Below are 12,373 nucleotides of genomic sequence, written 5' to 3'. Positions count from 1 at the left end.
CGGCAGGCCGGCCCGCAGGCTCAGCGGGCGTCGCGGTCCTCCAGCCACTTCGACCACTTCTTCACGTCGTGGTCGGCGTCCACGGTGCGGACCGTGCCGGATGACGAGCGCATCACGATGGACTGCGTGTGCACGCGGCCGTCGGCGAAGCGCACACCGCGCAGCAGGTCGCCGTCGGTGATGCCGGTGGCCGCGAAGTAGCAGTGGTCGGAGGTGACCAGCTCGTTCGTGGTCAGCACGGCGTCGAGGTCGAGGCCGGCGTCGAGGGCCTTCTGCTTCTCGGCGTCGTCGGTGGGGGCCAGGCGACCCTGGATGATGCCGCCGGTGGCCTTGATCGCGCACGCGGTGACGATGCCCTCGGGGGTGCCGCCGATGCCCATCATCATGTCCACGCCGGTGCCCGGGCGGGCGGCGGCGATGGCGCCGGCGACGTCGCCGTCCAGGATGAACTTCACCCGGGCGCCGGCCTGGCGGATCTCCTTGACCAGGCCCTCGTGGCGGGGGCGGTCCAGCACGCACACGGTCACCTGGGAGACGGGCTTGTCCAGGGCCTTGGCCACGAGGTTCACGTTCTGCTTCACCGGCAGGCGCATGTCCACGAAGTCGGCGGCCTCGGGGCCCACCACGAGCTTGTCCATGTAGAACACGGCCGACGGGTCGAACATGGTGCCGCGCTCGGCCACCGCGAAGACGGAGAGCGCGTTGTTGTAGCCCATGGCGGTCAGGCGGGTGCCGTCGATCGGGTCCACGGCCACGTCCACGGCGGCGCCGGAGCCGTCGCCGACCTGCTCGCCGTTGAACAGCATGGGGGCCTCGTCCTTCTCGCCCTCGCCGATCACCACGGTGCCGTCCATGGCCACGGTGTCCATGAACGCGCGCATCGCGTCCACCGCGGCGCCGTCCGCCTTGTTCTTGTCCCCGTAGCCCACCCAGGGACTCGCGGCGATGGCCGCCGCCTCGGTCACCCGCACCAACTCCATGGCCAGGTTGCGGTCCGGGACGTGATTCTCGTAGCCGGTCTTCTCCGAGGACGCGCTGGTCATCGCTGCTCCGATCCTTGCTCGCGGCGCTCCGTCCGCACGAGACGGGGCGTGAGGGCGGCTCTGCCCCGGTCCTCATCCTACGGGGGCGGCCTCCCGTGGGTGGCACAATGCTGACCGTGAGCTCCGCCGACCCCCACGCCCCCGCCCCCCGTCCCGTCCTGACCGCCACGCAGGCGCAGCGGGCCCGGCAGCCGTGGATGGCCATGGTGCTCTCCCTGGCGGCTCTGCTGGCGATCGTGGCCGTGGTCCTCCTGCTCAACCCGGAGCCGCCGCAGCGGCCCCGTGAGGACCGCGTCGACGTCGCCGCCGAGGCCGCCACGGTCCCCCACGACGACGGCGACCTGCCGGCCCTGGCGCCCGAGGTGCCGGAGTCCTGGTACGCCAACTACGCCCGCCTGCAGAAGCTGGACGGCGTCTCCACGTGGGACGTCGGCTGGGTGGTGACGGACACGGTATTCGCGGGCCTGCAGCAGGCCGAGGACGTCGACCCCACCTGGGTGAGCCTGCGGGTGGACCACGTCCCGACGTCGGAGACGATCGAGATCGACGGGATCGCGTGGGATCTCCACGCCGATCCGAAGAAGCCGGAGCGACGGCTCGTGGCGGAGGTGGACGGCAGCACCGTGGTGCTGACCACCACCGGCGACCAGGCCGTCCTCGAAGACCTGGCGCACGGCGTCGCGAAGGAGACACGATGACCCCCCATACCCGCCCCGAGACGACGCCGGCCCCCGACGTCGTCGTCCCCACCTCCGACCTGACCCCCGCGGAGGCGTGGGAGGTCCTCGCCGAGGGCAACCGCCGCTTCGTGGCGGGCGAGCCGAGCCACCCGAACCAGAACGCGGAGCGGCGCAGCGACCTGACCGCCGGCCAGGCCCCGGTCGCCGTGATCTTCGGCTGCGCCGACTCGCGGCTTGCGGCGGAGATCATCTTCGACCTGGGCCTCGGCGACGTGTTCGTGGTGCGCACGGCCGGCCACGTGATCGACGACGCCGTGCTGGGCTCCATCGAGTACGGCGTGGACGTGCTGGAGATCCCGCTCGTCATCGTCCTGGGCCACAACTCGTGTGGCGCCGTCACCGCGACGGTCGAGTCCTACATCTCCGGGACCATGCCGCGCGGCTTCGTGCGCCCCCTCGTGGAGCGCATCATCCCGTCCGTGCTGGCCGGGCGCCGCCGCGGTCTGGAGGAGGTCGACGAGTTCGTGGCCGAGCACGTGGACCAGACCTGCGACCACCTCCTGGAGACCTCGCAGTCCGTCCGCGCGGCCGTCGAGTCGGGGCGCACCGCCGTCGTCGGGCTCACCTACTCGCTCTCCGAGGGCACCGCGCGGCCGGGCCGCGTGCACGGCGACCTGGCGGTCTGACGACGCCGGGCGTCCGGTGCGGCACCGGGCGCCCGCGCCGTCCTAGGATGTGACCATGACCGCAGAGAACACCGATCAGCAGTTCCGCATCGAGCACGACACCATGGGCGAGGTGAAGGTGCCGGTGAACGCGCTCTACCGTGCGCAGACCCAGCGCGCCGTGGAGAACTTCCCGATCTCCGGCAAGGGCCTCGAGCCCGCCCACATCCACGCCCTCGCACAGGTCAAGAAGGCCGCGGCCAAGGCGAACGCCGAGCTGGGCATCATCTCGCAGGAGCGCGCGGACGCCATCGTCGCCGCCGCGGACCAGGTCATCGCCGGCGACCACGACGACCAGTTCCCGATCGACGTGTTCCAGACCGGCTCCGGCACCTCCTCGAACATGAACACCAACGAGGTGCTCGCCACCCTCGCCACCCGCGCACTGAAGGAGGCCGGCTCCGAGGACGAGGTGCACCCCAACGACCACGTCAACGCCTCCCAGTCCTCGAACGACGTGTTCCCGACCTCCGTGCACGTGGCCGTCACCGCCGCCCTCGTGAACGACCTCGTCCCGGCGCTGGACCACCTGGCCGTCTCCCTCGAGAAGAAGGCGGAGGCCTTCGCCGGCGTCGTGAAGTCCGGCCGCACCCACCTCATGGACGCCACCCCGGTGACCCTGGGCCAGGAGTTCGGCGGCTACGCCGCGCAGGTCCGCTACGGCATCGAGCGCATCCAGTCCGCGCTGCCGCGCGTGGCCGAGGTCCCGCTCGGCGGCACCGCCGTGGGCACCGGCATCAACACCCCGAAGGGCTTCTCCGCCCGTGTGATCGAGCTGCTCGCCGAGGAGACCGGTCTGCCGCTGACCGAGGCCCGCAACCACTTCGAGGCCCAGGCCAACCGTGACGGCCTCGTGGAGGCCTCCGGCCAGCTGCGGAACATCGCGTTCTCGCTCATGAAGATCAACAACGACCTGCGCTGGATGGGCTCCGGCCCGAACACCGGCCTCGGCGAGATCGCCATCCCGGACCTGCAGCCGGGCTCCTCGATCATGCCGGGCAAGGTCAACCCCGTGATCTGCGAGGCCGCGATCATGGTGTGCGCCCAGGTGATCGGCAACGACACCACCGTCGCCCTGTCCTCCACCAACGGCGCCTTCGAGCTCAACGTGGGCATCCCCGTGATGGCCGCCAACCTGCTCGAGTCCATCCGCCTGCTGGCCAACACGACGCGCGTCATGGCGGACAAGATGATCGACGGCATCGAGGCCAACGAGGAGCGCTGCGCCTTCCTCGCCGGCGCCTCGCCGTCCATCGTGACCCCGCTGAACAAGGTGATCGGCTACGAGGCCGCCGCCAAGATCGCCAAGCACGCCGTCGCGAACAAGATGACCGTGCGTGAGGCCGTCGTGGACCTCGGCTACGTCGAGCGCGGCGAGGTCACCGAGGAGCAGCTGGACAAGGCCCTGGACACCATGTCCATGACCCACCCGGAGTGATCCGGCGGATCCGGTGAGCGGCGCGACGCCGCCTCCCGGACCACGACGACGAGCGGCCGTCCTCCCGTGCGGAGGGCGGCCGTCCGTCGTTCACGCCAGCACCAGCACTCCGGCGGCCGCCGCCACCATCGCCGGCCCGAACGGCAGCGCCGTTCGCCCCGTCGCCCGGCCCGCGAGGACCAGCAGCCCCGCCACGACGCCGCCGAGCAGGATCGCGCCCACCCCGGCGGCGAGCACCGCCGTCGGACCGAGCACCCCCGTGTACACGCCCAGCCCGCCGGCGAGCTTCACGTCCCCCATCCCGAGGCCGCCGCGGCTGAGCACGTGCAGCGCGAGCATCGCCACGGTGTAGCCGAGACCGCCCAGCAGGCTGCAGAGGGCCAGGTCACCCCGGCCCGCCAGCAGCGCTCCCCCGGTCATCATCGCCAACCCGCCCAGCGCCAGCCGCAGCGTCCATCGGTTCGGCAGCCGATGTTCGCGCAGGTCCGTGCGCACGAGCACGCCCGAGCACACCGCGAACCACACCAGTCCCAGGGACCACAGCACCGCCGTCGCCGGCGCGCCGTGCGTCCACGCCCATCCCACCCCGCTCATGCGCCCAGCCTAGGCCGGGCGGCGCACCCGCCGGGCCGTCGTCCACAGGGCGATCCGGCCACCTCGCGTTCACGGTCCGGCCACCCGGTGTTCTGCCCACAGCGCAACCGGAGCCGCCCATTGCGACGAGCCCTCGCGTGGGTCTACTGTGAAGTCACGAGCTTCCAGCCGTCTCATGGACGTACGGGGCTCACACAGACCCCATGGCCTCAATCCCGTTTCAAAGGGGCCATGGTGGCGGGCTTCCTCGGTCCCCCATCCCCCCCTCCGCGGGGCCGAGCACCCCCGCCGGGGGCCGCTGCTTCGGCAGCGGCCCCTTTTTCATGACCGACCCCGCCGCCCGGCTCAGGCCCGGCCCTCCTCCAGCAGGTCCGTGACCAGCGCGGCGATCGGGGAGCGCTCGGAACGGGTCAGCGTCACGTGTCCGAACAGCGGGTGGCCCTTGAGGCGCTCCACCACGGCCGCGATGCCGTCGTGCCGGCCCACGCGCAGGTTGTCCCGCTGGGCGACGTCGTGGGTCAGCACGACCTTCGAGTTGCGGCCCATCCGGCTCAGCACCGTGAGCAGCACGTTCCGCTCGAGCGACTGCGCCTCGTCCACGATCACCCACGCATCGTGCAGCGAGCGGCCGCGGATGTGCGTCAGCGGCAGGATCTCCAGCATCCCGCGGTCCACCACCTCGTCCACCACGGACGGGGAGACCAGCGCACCCAGGGTGTCGAACACGGCCTGCGCCCACGGGCCCATCTTGTCGCCCTCGGAGCCGGGCAGGTAGCCGAGGTCCTGGCCGCCGACGGCGTACAGCGGGCGGAACACGACCACCCTGCGGTGCTCGCGGCGCTCCATCACGGCGTCGAGGCCCGCGCACAGCGCCAGCGCGGACTTGCCGGTGCCCGCGCGGCCGCCGAGGGAGACGATGCCCACGCTCGGATCCGTCAGCAGCTCGATGGCCAGCCGCTGCTCGGCGGAACGGCCGTGCAGGCCGAACACGTCGCGGTCCCCGCGCACCAGGCAGGCTCGGCCGCCCTCGCCGACCCGGGCCAGGGCGGAGCCCCGGGGCGCGGTGAGCACCAGCCCCGTGTTGACCGGCAGACGGTCCGCCTCGGCCGGGGCCTCCTCCGGCCCGGTCTCGACGCCCGTGCCGGTCAGGGTCCCCAGCGGGACGCCGGCCAGGTCGACCTCGCCGTCGTCGTAGAGGGCGTCCAGCCGCTCCTGCGCCACGCTGAGGGAGACGGTGCCGCGCCAGCCCGAGTCACGCACGAGCTCGTGGCGGTACTCGTCCGCGGCGAGGCCCATGGCCGCCGCCTTCACGCGCATCGGCAGGTCCTTGGACACGACCGTGACCGTGGCGCCCTCGTCCGCGAGCGCCTTCGCGACGGCGAGGATGCGGGAGTCGTTGTCCGTGCCGCGGATGCCCAGGGGCAGCACGTCCACGGACACGTGGTTCAGTTCGATCCGCAGCGTGCCGCCCTCGGGGGTGATCGGCACGGGCTGGTCCAGCGCGCCGTGGCGGCCGCGCAGGTCGTCGAGCAGGCGCAGGGCCGTGCGCGCGTAGTAGCCGAGGTCGGGGTCGGCGCGCTTGGCCTCGAGCTCCGAGACCACCACGAGCGGCAGGACCACCTCGTGCTCGGCGAAGTGCAGCAGGGCGCGCGGGTCCGAGAGCAGCACGGACGTGTCCACCACGTAGGTCCGCAGGCCGGTCGCCTCCGCCGCCCCCGCCTCGGCACGCGCCTGGCCCGGCCGGCTCGACGGCTCCTGCCGGGTCTGCGCGTGCTCCACGAGCTCTGCCACCATGTCTGCCTCCTGTGCCGGTGAACCGTGCGGGCGGGGGTCCGCCCACGGGCCACGCTAGGAAGCGGCGTCGTCCGCCGGGGCCCGGCACGGTGAACCCGGGATGAAGTCGCGGTGACGGTCCGTCCGGGCCCCGCCACGGCCCCGGCGTCCCGCGCTCCCTACACTGGAGACGCGCCGCCGACGTCCCGACGGCCGCCCGCTCCCCGTCCCCAGGAGGGCCCTTGAGCATGCACCGCCCGTCCCCCGGCCTGCCCGATCTGCCGGGCGGCCCAGCCCCCGCCCCGACCCTGGCCGAGCGCGCCGGCGGCCGCCTGCTGGGCGCCGTCGCGCCCACCGCCGTGCTGATCGCGGCCATGTGGGTCGCGCAGGTCGTGCTGATCTTCCTCGGCCGGGTGATCATCCCCGGCGTGGGCCTGATCCCCCGACGCCTCGACGGCCTCGACGGGGTCCTGTTCTCCCCCGTGCTGCACGCCGGCTGGGCCCACCTGATCGGCAACACGACGGCGCTGCTCGTCCTCGGTCCGCTGGCCGCCCTGGTCTCGCGTCGGCCGGTGGCCCTGCTCGTCTGCGCCTGGCTGGGCTCGGGCCTGCTGACCTGGGTGATCGGCACCCCGGGCGTGCACATCGGCGCCTCCGGGATCGTGTACGTGCTGATCGCGTTCCTGATCGTCTACGGGATCGCGGTGCGGCGGATCGGGGCGGTCGTCGTCTCCGTGCTCGTCGCGCTCACGCACCTGGGCTCGAGCCTGATCGGCCTGCTGCCGGCACCCGGCATCTCGTGGACCGGCCACCTGGCCGGGGCCGTCGTCGGGGTGCTGCTGGGCCTGTGGTGGGGCCGCGCCGACCGTCAGGTGCCGAACCGGCGCTGACGGCTGCCGTAGTCGCGCAGGGCACGCAGGAAGTCGACCTTGCGGAACGCGGGCCACATGGCCTCGCAGAAGTAGAACTCCGAGTACGCGGACTGCCAGAGCAGGAACCCGGAGAGCCGCTGCTCCCCGGACGTGCGGATGACCAGGTCCGGGTCCGGCTGGCCGCGCGTGTAGAGCCGGTCCGCGATCTGCTCGACGGTGACGGACTCGGCCACCTCCGCCGCGCTGTGGCCCAGGGCGTGCTCGTCCCGCAGCAGCTCGCGCACGGCGTCGAGGATCTCCTGGCGGCCCCCGTAGCCCACGGCCACGTTCACGTGCACGCCGTCGTGGCCCTTGGTCTGCTCGGCGACCTCGGCGAGCCGTCGCGCCATGGGCTCGGGGAGCAGGTCCACCGCGCCGACCGGCTGCACGCAGACGGGGGCGCGGCCCTCGGCCGGCTGGGCGAGGCGCTCCGCCGTCGTCTGGATGATCTCCAGGAGCGGGGCGAGCTCCTCCGCCGGGCGCCGCAGGTTCTCGGTGGAGAGCATGTAGAGCGTGACCACGGGGATGCCGGCCTCGTCGCACCAGCCGATGAAGTCGAGGATGCGCTCGGCGCCGGCCTGGTGGCCCTGCTGCGTGGACGCCCCGAACGCGCGGGCCCAGCGACGGTTGCCGTCCACCAGCACGCCGATGTGCCGGGGCAGCCGCTCCGGGTCCAGGCCGCGCGTCAGCCGCCGCTCGTACAGGCGGTAGAAGGCCTCGGGTCGACCCACGGCGCGCTCCCCTCTCGGACGGTCCTGCGAGCCTCCAGGATACGCGCGCGGCACACAGCGACCATCCCGCACGGGCCCCGACCCGACCGGCGACAATGGACGCATGGACCCTGTGACACCCCTCCGCGACGCCGACGCCACCCGCCGCCTGCGCTGGCGCGTCGAGCGCGTCCGCGACCCCGACCATCCGCTGTACAAGCCCCGACTGCGCGGCTGGATCCACGCGGTCATGGCGCCGCTGACGCTCGCGGCCGGCATCGTGCTCATCGTGCTCGCGCCGACCGCAACGCTGCGGTGGGCCAGCGCGGTCTACGCCGTGACGGGCCTGCTGCTGTTCGCGGTCTCGGCGACGTACCACCTGGTGCAGTGGAACGAGGTGGTCTCCCGTGTCCTCAAGCGGCTGGACCACACGAACATCATGCTGGTCATCGCCGGCACCTACACGCCGCTCTCCCTGGCCCTGCTGCCTCCGGACCGGGCGCGTGTGCTGCTCACCCTGGTGTGGGTGGGGGCCGTGGCCGGCGTCGCGTTCCGGGTGCTGTGGACGGACGCGCCGCGCTGGCTCTACACGCCGGTGTACGTGGCCCTCGGGCTGGCGGCGCTGCTCTACCTGGGCGACTTCTTCGCCGCGGATGCGGCGGCGGGGTGGCTGATCGTGGCCGGCGGCGTCGCGTACATCACGGGCGCGGTCTTCTACGCGCTGCAGGCCCCCACGATCCACCGCGAGTGGTTCGGCTTCCACGAGCTGTTCCACGCCTTCACGGTGGCCGGCTTCGTGTGCCACGCCGTCGCCATCTACCGGGCGGTGCTCGTCGTCGCCTGAGCGTGGCGGGGACGGGGGTCTGCCGCCCGCCGGGCAGCGCCGAGGCCCGCAGACGCGCCGCTACGTCCATGCCGTAGCGGCGCGTCTGCGGGCCTCAAGGGTTCGGGCGTGGAGTCTCCGGCGTCGAGTCTCGGGCGTGCACGGGCCCGACGACGGTCAGTCGCGTCCGGTGTCCGGGGCCTGGGGCTCCGGGGCCGGCTCCTGGAGGTACCCGGGGTACTTCTCCTGCAGGCGGCGCAGCCGGTCCTCGGAGTCCGCGTCCAGGTGCTCGCCGCCCGCGCGGACCTCGTCCGGCAGGTGCTGCTGATGGCGCTCCACGAGCATGGCCTCGGCCTCCGGGGAACGCTGCTGGACGCGGCGCACCGAGCGGACCATGACGCGGAGGACGATGATCGCCATGACCACCATGAGCGCGGTGAACAGGAACCCCTCGATGCCGGGGGTGACCTCCGCCTCCTCGAGCCCGGGGCGCAGCGTCGGCTCCGGGACGGCGGGCACCGGCGCGGGGCTCGCGGCCGCGAGCGCGGTGAGGACGAGGGGAAGGCCAGACAGGGGTGTCACGCCGCCCCACTCTACCGGCCCCGGCCGCTCGGCCCGAGCCGGGGCGGCTCAGCGCAGGCCGGCGAAGAGGTCGTGCTCCGGCAGCTCGGAGGGCACGCGCGAGTCGATCAGCGCGAAGTCCTCCCACGGCCAGGCGCGCCGCTGCAGGTCGTGGGGCGCGTCGAAGAACATGCCGTCGGGGTCGATCTGCGTGCGGTGCGCCCGCAGGGCGGCGTCGCGCTCGTCGAGGAAGCCGGTGACGTCCACCTGCGTGGTGACGTCGTGGTCTGCGGTGACCCACGGCGGGATGACCTCCGGGTCGGGCACGTCCTCCCCGGCTTCACGGCGGCGCAGCACCTCGCGCATCGCGTCCATCGCATCGAACATCATCAGGCGTCGGGCGAACGGCACGTCCTCGCCGTCGGCCTCGGCCACCGCGGCCATCGTGCGGAACTTCCGCGGGTTGAACCCGCAGTCGTAGTAGACCTTCGAGACCTCCCACGCGGGCCCGGCCTCGGGGTACTTGTCCGCGAGGCCGGCGGCCCGGTAGGCCTCCATCGTCACGGCGTGGGCCTGCAGGTGGTCCGGATGCGGGTAGCCGCCGACCTCGTCGTAGGAGATGAGCACGTGCGGGCGGAACCGGCGCACGAGCGAGATCAGCGGGGTCGCCGCATCCTGGAGCGGGACCTCGGCGAAGCAGTTCGCCGGGAGGGCGGGCAGCGGATCCCCCTCGGGCAGGCCCGAGTCGAGGAAGCCGAGCCAGGCGTGCCGGATGCCGAGGATGCCCGCGGCCTCGGCCATCTCCTCGCGGCGCACGGCCGCGATGTCCCGGTCCGCCCGGGTGGTGTCCCCGAACGACGGGTTGAGCAGGGTGCCGGCCTCGCCGCCGGTGCACGTGACGACCATGACCTCGGCCCCGGCCGCCGCGTAGGCGGCCATCGTGCCGGCCCCCTTCGAGGACTCGTCGTCCGGGTGGGCGTGCACCGCCATGAGACGCAGCCCGGTGGAGGGCGGCAGGGCGGTGCCTGCGGCGGGCTGGGCCTGGGGGGTCTGATCGGTCACGTGGATCGCACACTCCTGTCCGGATGGCGGGGCCGCCGCGGGGGCGGCGGCGTGAGGGGTCCAGGCCGACGTCGTCATCGGCCTCCGGCGGCGGGCAGCGGCTAGGGTGGAGGGGATGTCTCACCACGCCCCCGCGGTCCGCGCGCAGGACCCCACATTAGCCAACCGGTACGGCACGGACCACACGCGTCCGGGCCGTCGTCGGCTGTGGGCGGGCCTCGGCGGGCTCGGGCTGGTCGTGGCCGTGCTGCTGTCCGTGTGGATCGGCCTGAACATGTCCGTGGGCGCCATCGAGTACAAGGACGTCGGCTTCACCATCGAGGACGACGGCCACGCGACCGTCACCTTCCAGGCCTCCGTCCCGGAGGGCGTGCAGGCCGAGTGCGATGTGCTCGTCACCGACTCCCACGCCGCCCCCGTCGGCTTCCGCACCGTCCGCCTGGAGACCCTGCCGGCCGACCGGCGGGACTCCCCCTCGGACGCGCAGCAGCGCTACACCGTGGACGTGCGCACCGTGGTGCGGGGCGACTCCGGCGTCGTCGAGACCTGCCGCAAGGTCTGAACCCTCCCGGCCCGCTCCGCCCTCAACGTAGCGGCCGCCTTTGGTGTGACGCACGCCGCCCGGATAGACTCGTCGGAGCATTCCCGCCCCGCCGGTGAGTCAGGCAGGCGTCGCACGGAGCCCTCGGGGCACGCGCGCCCTCCTGATCGGCGGGGTCTTTCGCATGCGGGCGCGTCCGCCGGACGCGGATCGCGCGCCAGACCCGGTGCGCCGCGCCCCGGACTCCGCATCACCCGAGACAGAAAGGCGGAACAGAGCATGACCACCAGCCAGTCCGACGCCCCGTGGCTGACCCAGGAGGCGTACGATCGCCTCTCCAAGGAGCTCGAGTACATCTCCGGTCCCGGCCGTCAGGAGATCATCGAGCGCATCGAGGCCGCCCGCGATGAGGGCGACCTCAAGGAGAACGGCGGCTACCACGCCGCCCGCGAGGAGCAGTCGAAGAACGAGGGCCGCATCGCCGAGCTGAAGCACCTGCTCGAGACCGCCCGCGTGGGCGAGGCCGCCGAGAACGACGGCGCCGTGCACCCGGGCACCGTGGTGACCGCCGTCGTCGCAGGCGACGAGATGACGTTCCTCTTCGGCAACCGCGAGATCGCCGCGGACGACGAGTCGCTCGAGGTCTACTCCGAGCGCTCCCCGCTCGGCGAGGCCATCAACGGCGCCAAGAAGGGCGACAAGGTCTCCTACACCGCCCCGAACGGCAAGGACATCAAGGTCGAGATCAAGGACGTCCAGCCCTACTCCGGCTGACCCTCCCCGGCCCCGACGACGGCCGCGGTCCCCTCGAGGGGCCGCGGCCGTCGTCCGTCCCGGGCCCCACCGCGCCCCCGTTGCTACTCTGGCCCCATGCTGACCGTCGAGAAGGCGCACCTGCTGCTCACCCGCGAGGACGGGCTCTCCGAGAGCCCCTCCCACCACCGCGTGGCCCTCGCGGCCGCCGCGCTGGCCGACCACCGCTCCGCCGGGATCGTGACCCTCGAGGACGTCCCCGTGGACCGGGCCCGCGTGCTCGTGACCGCGGCCGGCACCACCGGCGACCCCGTCCTGGACTCCTCCCTCGGACAGGTCGACGCCCTGGCCGGCCGACCGCTCGTGTCCACTGTGGCGGCCGGCAAGCCGGACCTGCGCAAGGCCGTCGTCGCCCATCTGACCGAGACCGGCCGCCTCACCGAGCGCAAGGCCTTCCTGGCCACCCGGCACGTCCCCCGGGGCACCGAGCGCACCGAGCTGCTGGCGCACCTGACCGCCGTGGTCCTCGACGAGGCCGAGCCCGCCGACGAGGACGTGCTCCTGCTCGGCGTGCTGCAGCACCTCAACCTCGCCCGACGCCTGCTGCCGGGCTCCCACGAGCGCTACGACCGCCGCGAGATGGTCCGCCGCATCGAGACACTGACGCGCGAGGACCTCCTGGTCCAGGCCGTGCGCCGCGCGGTGGGCGGGACCTCCGGCACCGTCACCGCGGCCGCCGCCGGCTCCGCGGCCTGAGCC

Annotated in this window: 14 protein-coding genes; 8 read left to right on the top strand and 6 right to left on the bottom strand. The window is 73.2% G+C overall.

The genetic code is table 11. The features are described from left to right. Positions 1 to 20: 20 nt before the first annotated feature. The gene (gene glpX / locus ACUW6W_RS07180) at positions 21 to 1,043 is read right to left on the bottom strand and encodes a class II fructose-bisphosphatase (protein WP_144825398.1); all 1,023 of its coding nucleotides are present in this window, start codon (positions 1,041 to 1,043) and stop codon (positions 21 to 23) included. Positions 1,044 to 1,150: 107 nt separating this feature from the next. Between glpX and ACUW6W_RS07175 the strand changes: the two genes are divergently transcribed. From ACUW6W_RS07175 to ACUW6W_RS07165, 3 genes are read left to right on the top strand one after another with little or no spacing between them, the layout of a single operon-like run. Beyond that, positions 1,151 to 1,741, top strand: a complete 591-nt coding sequence (locus tag ACUW6W_RS07175; RefSeq protein ID WP_152743687.1) for a DUF4245 domain-containing protein — start codon at positions 1,151 to 1,153, stop codon at positions 1,739 to 1,741. Further along, a complete protein-coding gene (locus tag ACUW6W_RS07170; RefSeq protein WP_002854504.1) occupies positions 1,738 to 2,409 on the top strand; it encodes a carbonic anhydrase in 672 nt (223 codons plus the stop codon). The genes ACUW6W_RS07175 and ACUW6W_RS07170 overlap by 4 nt, the downstream gene beginning before the upstream one ends. 55 nt (positions 2,410 to 2,464) lie before the next feature. Next, complete coding sequence (locus tag ACUW6W_RS07165) at positions 2,465 to 3,886, top strand: class II fumarate hydratase (protein WP_095347539.1); 1,422 nt, start codon at positions 2,465 to 2,467, stop codon at positions 3,884 to 3,886. Between the two features lie 90 nt (positions 3,887 to 3,976). Here ACUW6W_RS07165 and ACUW6W_RS07160 read toward each other — a convergent pair whose 3' ends face one another. After that, positions 3,977 to 4,480 carry a prepilin peptidase gene (locus ACUW6W_RS07160; RefSeq protein ID WP_041105007.1) on the bottom strand — a complete coding sequence of 168 codons (504 nt, stop codon included), beginning with the start codon at positions 4,478 to 4,480 and terminating at the stop codon, positions 3,977 to 3,979. Positions 4,481 to 4,825: 345 nt separating this feature from the next. Next, positions 4,826 to 6,274: a PhoH family protein gene (locus ACUW6W_RS07155; protein WP_041105009.1), complete on the bottom strand. Its 1,449-nt coding sequence runs from the start codon at positions 6,272 to 6,274 to the stop codon at positions 4,826 to 4,828. Between the two features lie 227 nt (positions 6,275 to 6,501). Here ACUW6W_RS07155 and ACUW6W_RS07150 point away from each other — a divergent pair, with 227 nt between their 5' ends. Further along, entirely contained in the window at positions 6,502 to 7,143 is a 642-nt protein-coding gene (locus ACUW6W_RS07150) for a rhomboid family intramembrane serine protease (RefSeq protein ID WP_230297415.1), read from the top strand. Here the strand turns inward: ACUW6W_RS07150 and ACUW6W_RS07145 are convergent. Then, positions 7,122 to 7,895 carry an isoprenyl transferase gene (locus ACUW6W_RS07145; protein WP_041105013.1) on the bottom strand — a complete coding sequence of 258 codons (774 nt, stop codon included), beginning with the start codon at positions 7,893 to 7,895 and terminating at the stop codon, positions 7,122 to 7,124. The two genes, ACUW6W_RS07150 and ACUW6W_RS07145, sit on opposite strands and share 22 nt — an antisense overlap. Positions 7,896 to 7,998: 103 nt before the next feature. Between ACUW6W_RS07145 and trhA the strand changes: the two genes are divergently transcribed. Continuing rightward, positions 7,999 to 8,718 (top strand): PAQR family membrane homeostasis protein TrhA, encoded by a 720-nt coding sequence (trhA, locus tag ACUW6W_RS07140; protein WP_123244297.1) that lies wholly within the window; start codon positions 7,999 to 8,001, stop codon positions 8,716 to 8,718. A gap of 156 nt (positions 8,719 to 8,874) precedes the next feature. Here trhA and ACUW6W_RS07135 read toward each other — a convergent pair whose 3' ends face one another. Both ACUW6W_RS07135 and mca read right to left on the bottom strand, forming a co-directional pair. After that, on the bottom strand, positions 8,875 to 9,279 hold the full coding sequence (locus ACUW6W_RS07135) for a hypothetical protein (RefSeq protein WP_036384966.1): 405 nt from the start codon (positions 9,277 to 9,279) through the stop codon (positions 8,875 to 8,877). 48 nt (positions 9,280 to 9,327) lie between these two features. After that, the gene (gene mca, locus ACUW6W_RS07130; RefSeq protein ID WP_095347542.1) at positions 9,328 to 10,320 is read right to left on the bottom strand and encodes a mycothiol conjugate amidase Mca; all 993 of its coding nucleotides are present in this window, start codon (positions 10,318 to 10,320) and stop codon (positions 9,328 to 9,330) included. 115 nt (positions 10,321 to 10,435) lie between these two features. Between mca and ACUW6W_RS07125 the strand changes: the two genes are divergently transcribed. From ACUW6W_RS07125 to ACUW6W_RS07115, 3 genes are all read left to right on the top strand, one after another. Continuing rightward, positions 10,436 to 10,882 (top strand): DUF4307 domain-containing protein, encoded by a 447-nt coding sequence (locus tag ACUW6W_RS07125; protein WP_002856530.1) that lies wholly within the window; start codon positions 10,436 to 10,438, stop codon positions 10,880 to 10,882. A 258-nt stretch (positions 10,883 to 11,140) separates the two neighbouring features. Continuing rightward, complete coding sequence (gene greA, locus ACUW6W_RS07120) at positions 11,141 to 11,635, top strand: transcription elongation factor GreA (protein WP_073115954.1); 495 nt, start codon at positions 11,141 to 11,143, stop codon at positions 11,633 to 11,635. 96 nt (positions 11,636 to 11,731) lie between these two features. Next, complete coding sequence (locus ACUW6W_RS07115) at positions 11,732 to 12,370, top strand: GPP34 family phosphoprotein (protein ID WP_061866917.1); 639 nt, start codon at positions 11,732 to 11,734, stop codon at positions 12,368 to 12,370. The last annotated feature ends 3 nt before the right edge of the window (positions 12,371 to 12,373 follow it).

The organism is Micrococcus sp. 093350064-1, assembly GCF_053627955.1.
This window is presented reverse-complemented; position numbering and strand designations above follow the sequence as displayed.

What these genes read in the sequence shown, in the direction of transcription:
- glpX (WP_144825398.1), bottom strand. Translation starts at nt 1,043, where the DNA reads ATGACCAGCGCGTCCTCGGAGAAGACCGGCTACGAGAATCACGTCCCG.
- ACUW6W_RS07175 (WP_152743687.1), top strand. Translation starts at nt 1,151, where the DNA reads ATGCTGACCGTGAGCTCCGCCGACCCCCACGCCCCCGCCCCCCGTCCC.
- ACUW6W_RS07170 (WP_002854504.1), top strand. Translation starts at nt 1,738, where the DNA reads ATGACCCCCCATACCCGCCCCGAGACGACGCCGGCCCCCGACGTCGTC.
- ACUW6W_RS07165 (WP_095347539.1), top strand. Translation starts at nt 2,465, where the DNA reads ATGACCGCAGAGAACACCGATCAGCAGTTCCGCATCGAGCACGACACC.
- ACUW6W_RS07160 (WP_041105007.1), bottom strand. Translation starts at nt 4,480, where the DNA reads ATGAGCGGGGTGGGATGGGCGTGGACGCACGGCGCGCCGGCGACGGCG.
- ACUW6W_RS07155 (WP_041105009.1), bottom strand. Translation starts at nt 6,274, where the DNA reads ATGGTGGCAGAGCTCGTGGAGCACGCGCAGACCCGGCAGGAGCCGTCG.
- ACUW6W_RS07150 (WP_230297415.1), top strand. Translation starts at nt 6,502, where the DNA reads ATGCACCGCCCGTCCCCCGGCCTGCCCGATCTGCCGGGCGGCCCAGCC.
- trhA (WP_123244297.1), top strand. Translation starts at nt 7,999, where the DNA reads ATGGACCCTGTGACACCCCTCCGCGACGCCGACGCCACCCGCCGCCTG.
- ACUW6W_RS07125 (WP_002856530.1), top strand. Translation starts at nt 10,436, where the DNA reads ATGTCTCACCACGCCCCCGCGGTCCGCGCGCAGGACCCCACATTAGCC.
- greA (WP_073115954.1), top strand. Translation starts at nt 11,141, where the DNA reads ATGACCACCAGCCAGTCCGACGCCCCGTGGCTGACCCAGGAGGCGTAC.
- ACUW6W_RS07115 (WP_061866917.1), top strand. Translation starts at nt 11,732, where the DNA reads ATGCTGACCGTCGAGAAGGCGCACCTGCTGCTCACCCGCGAGGACGGG.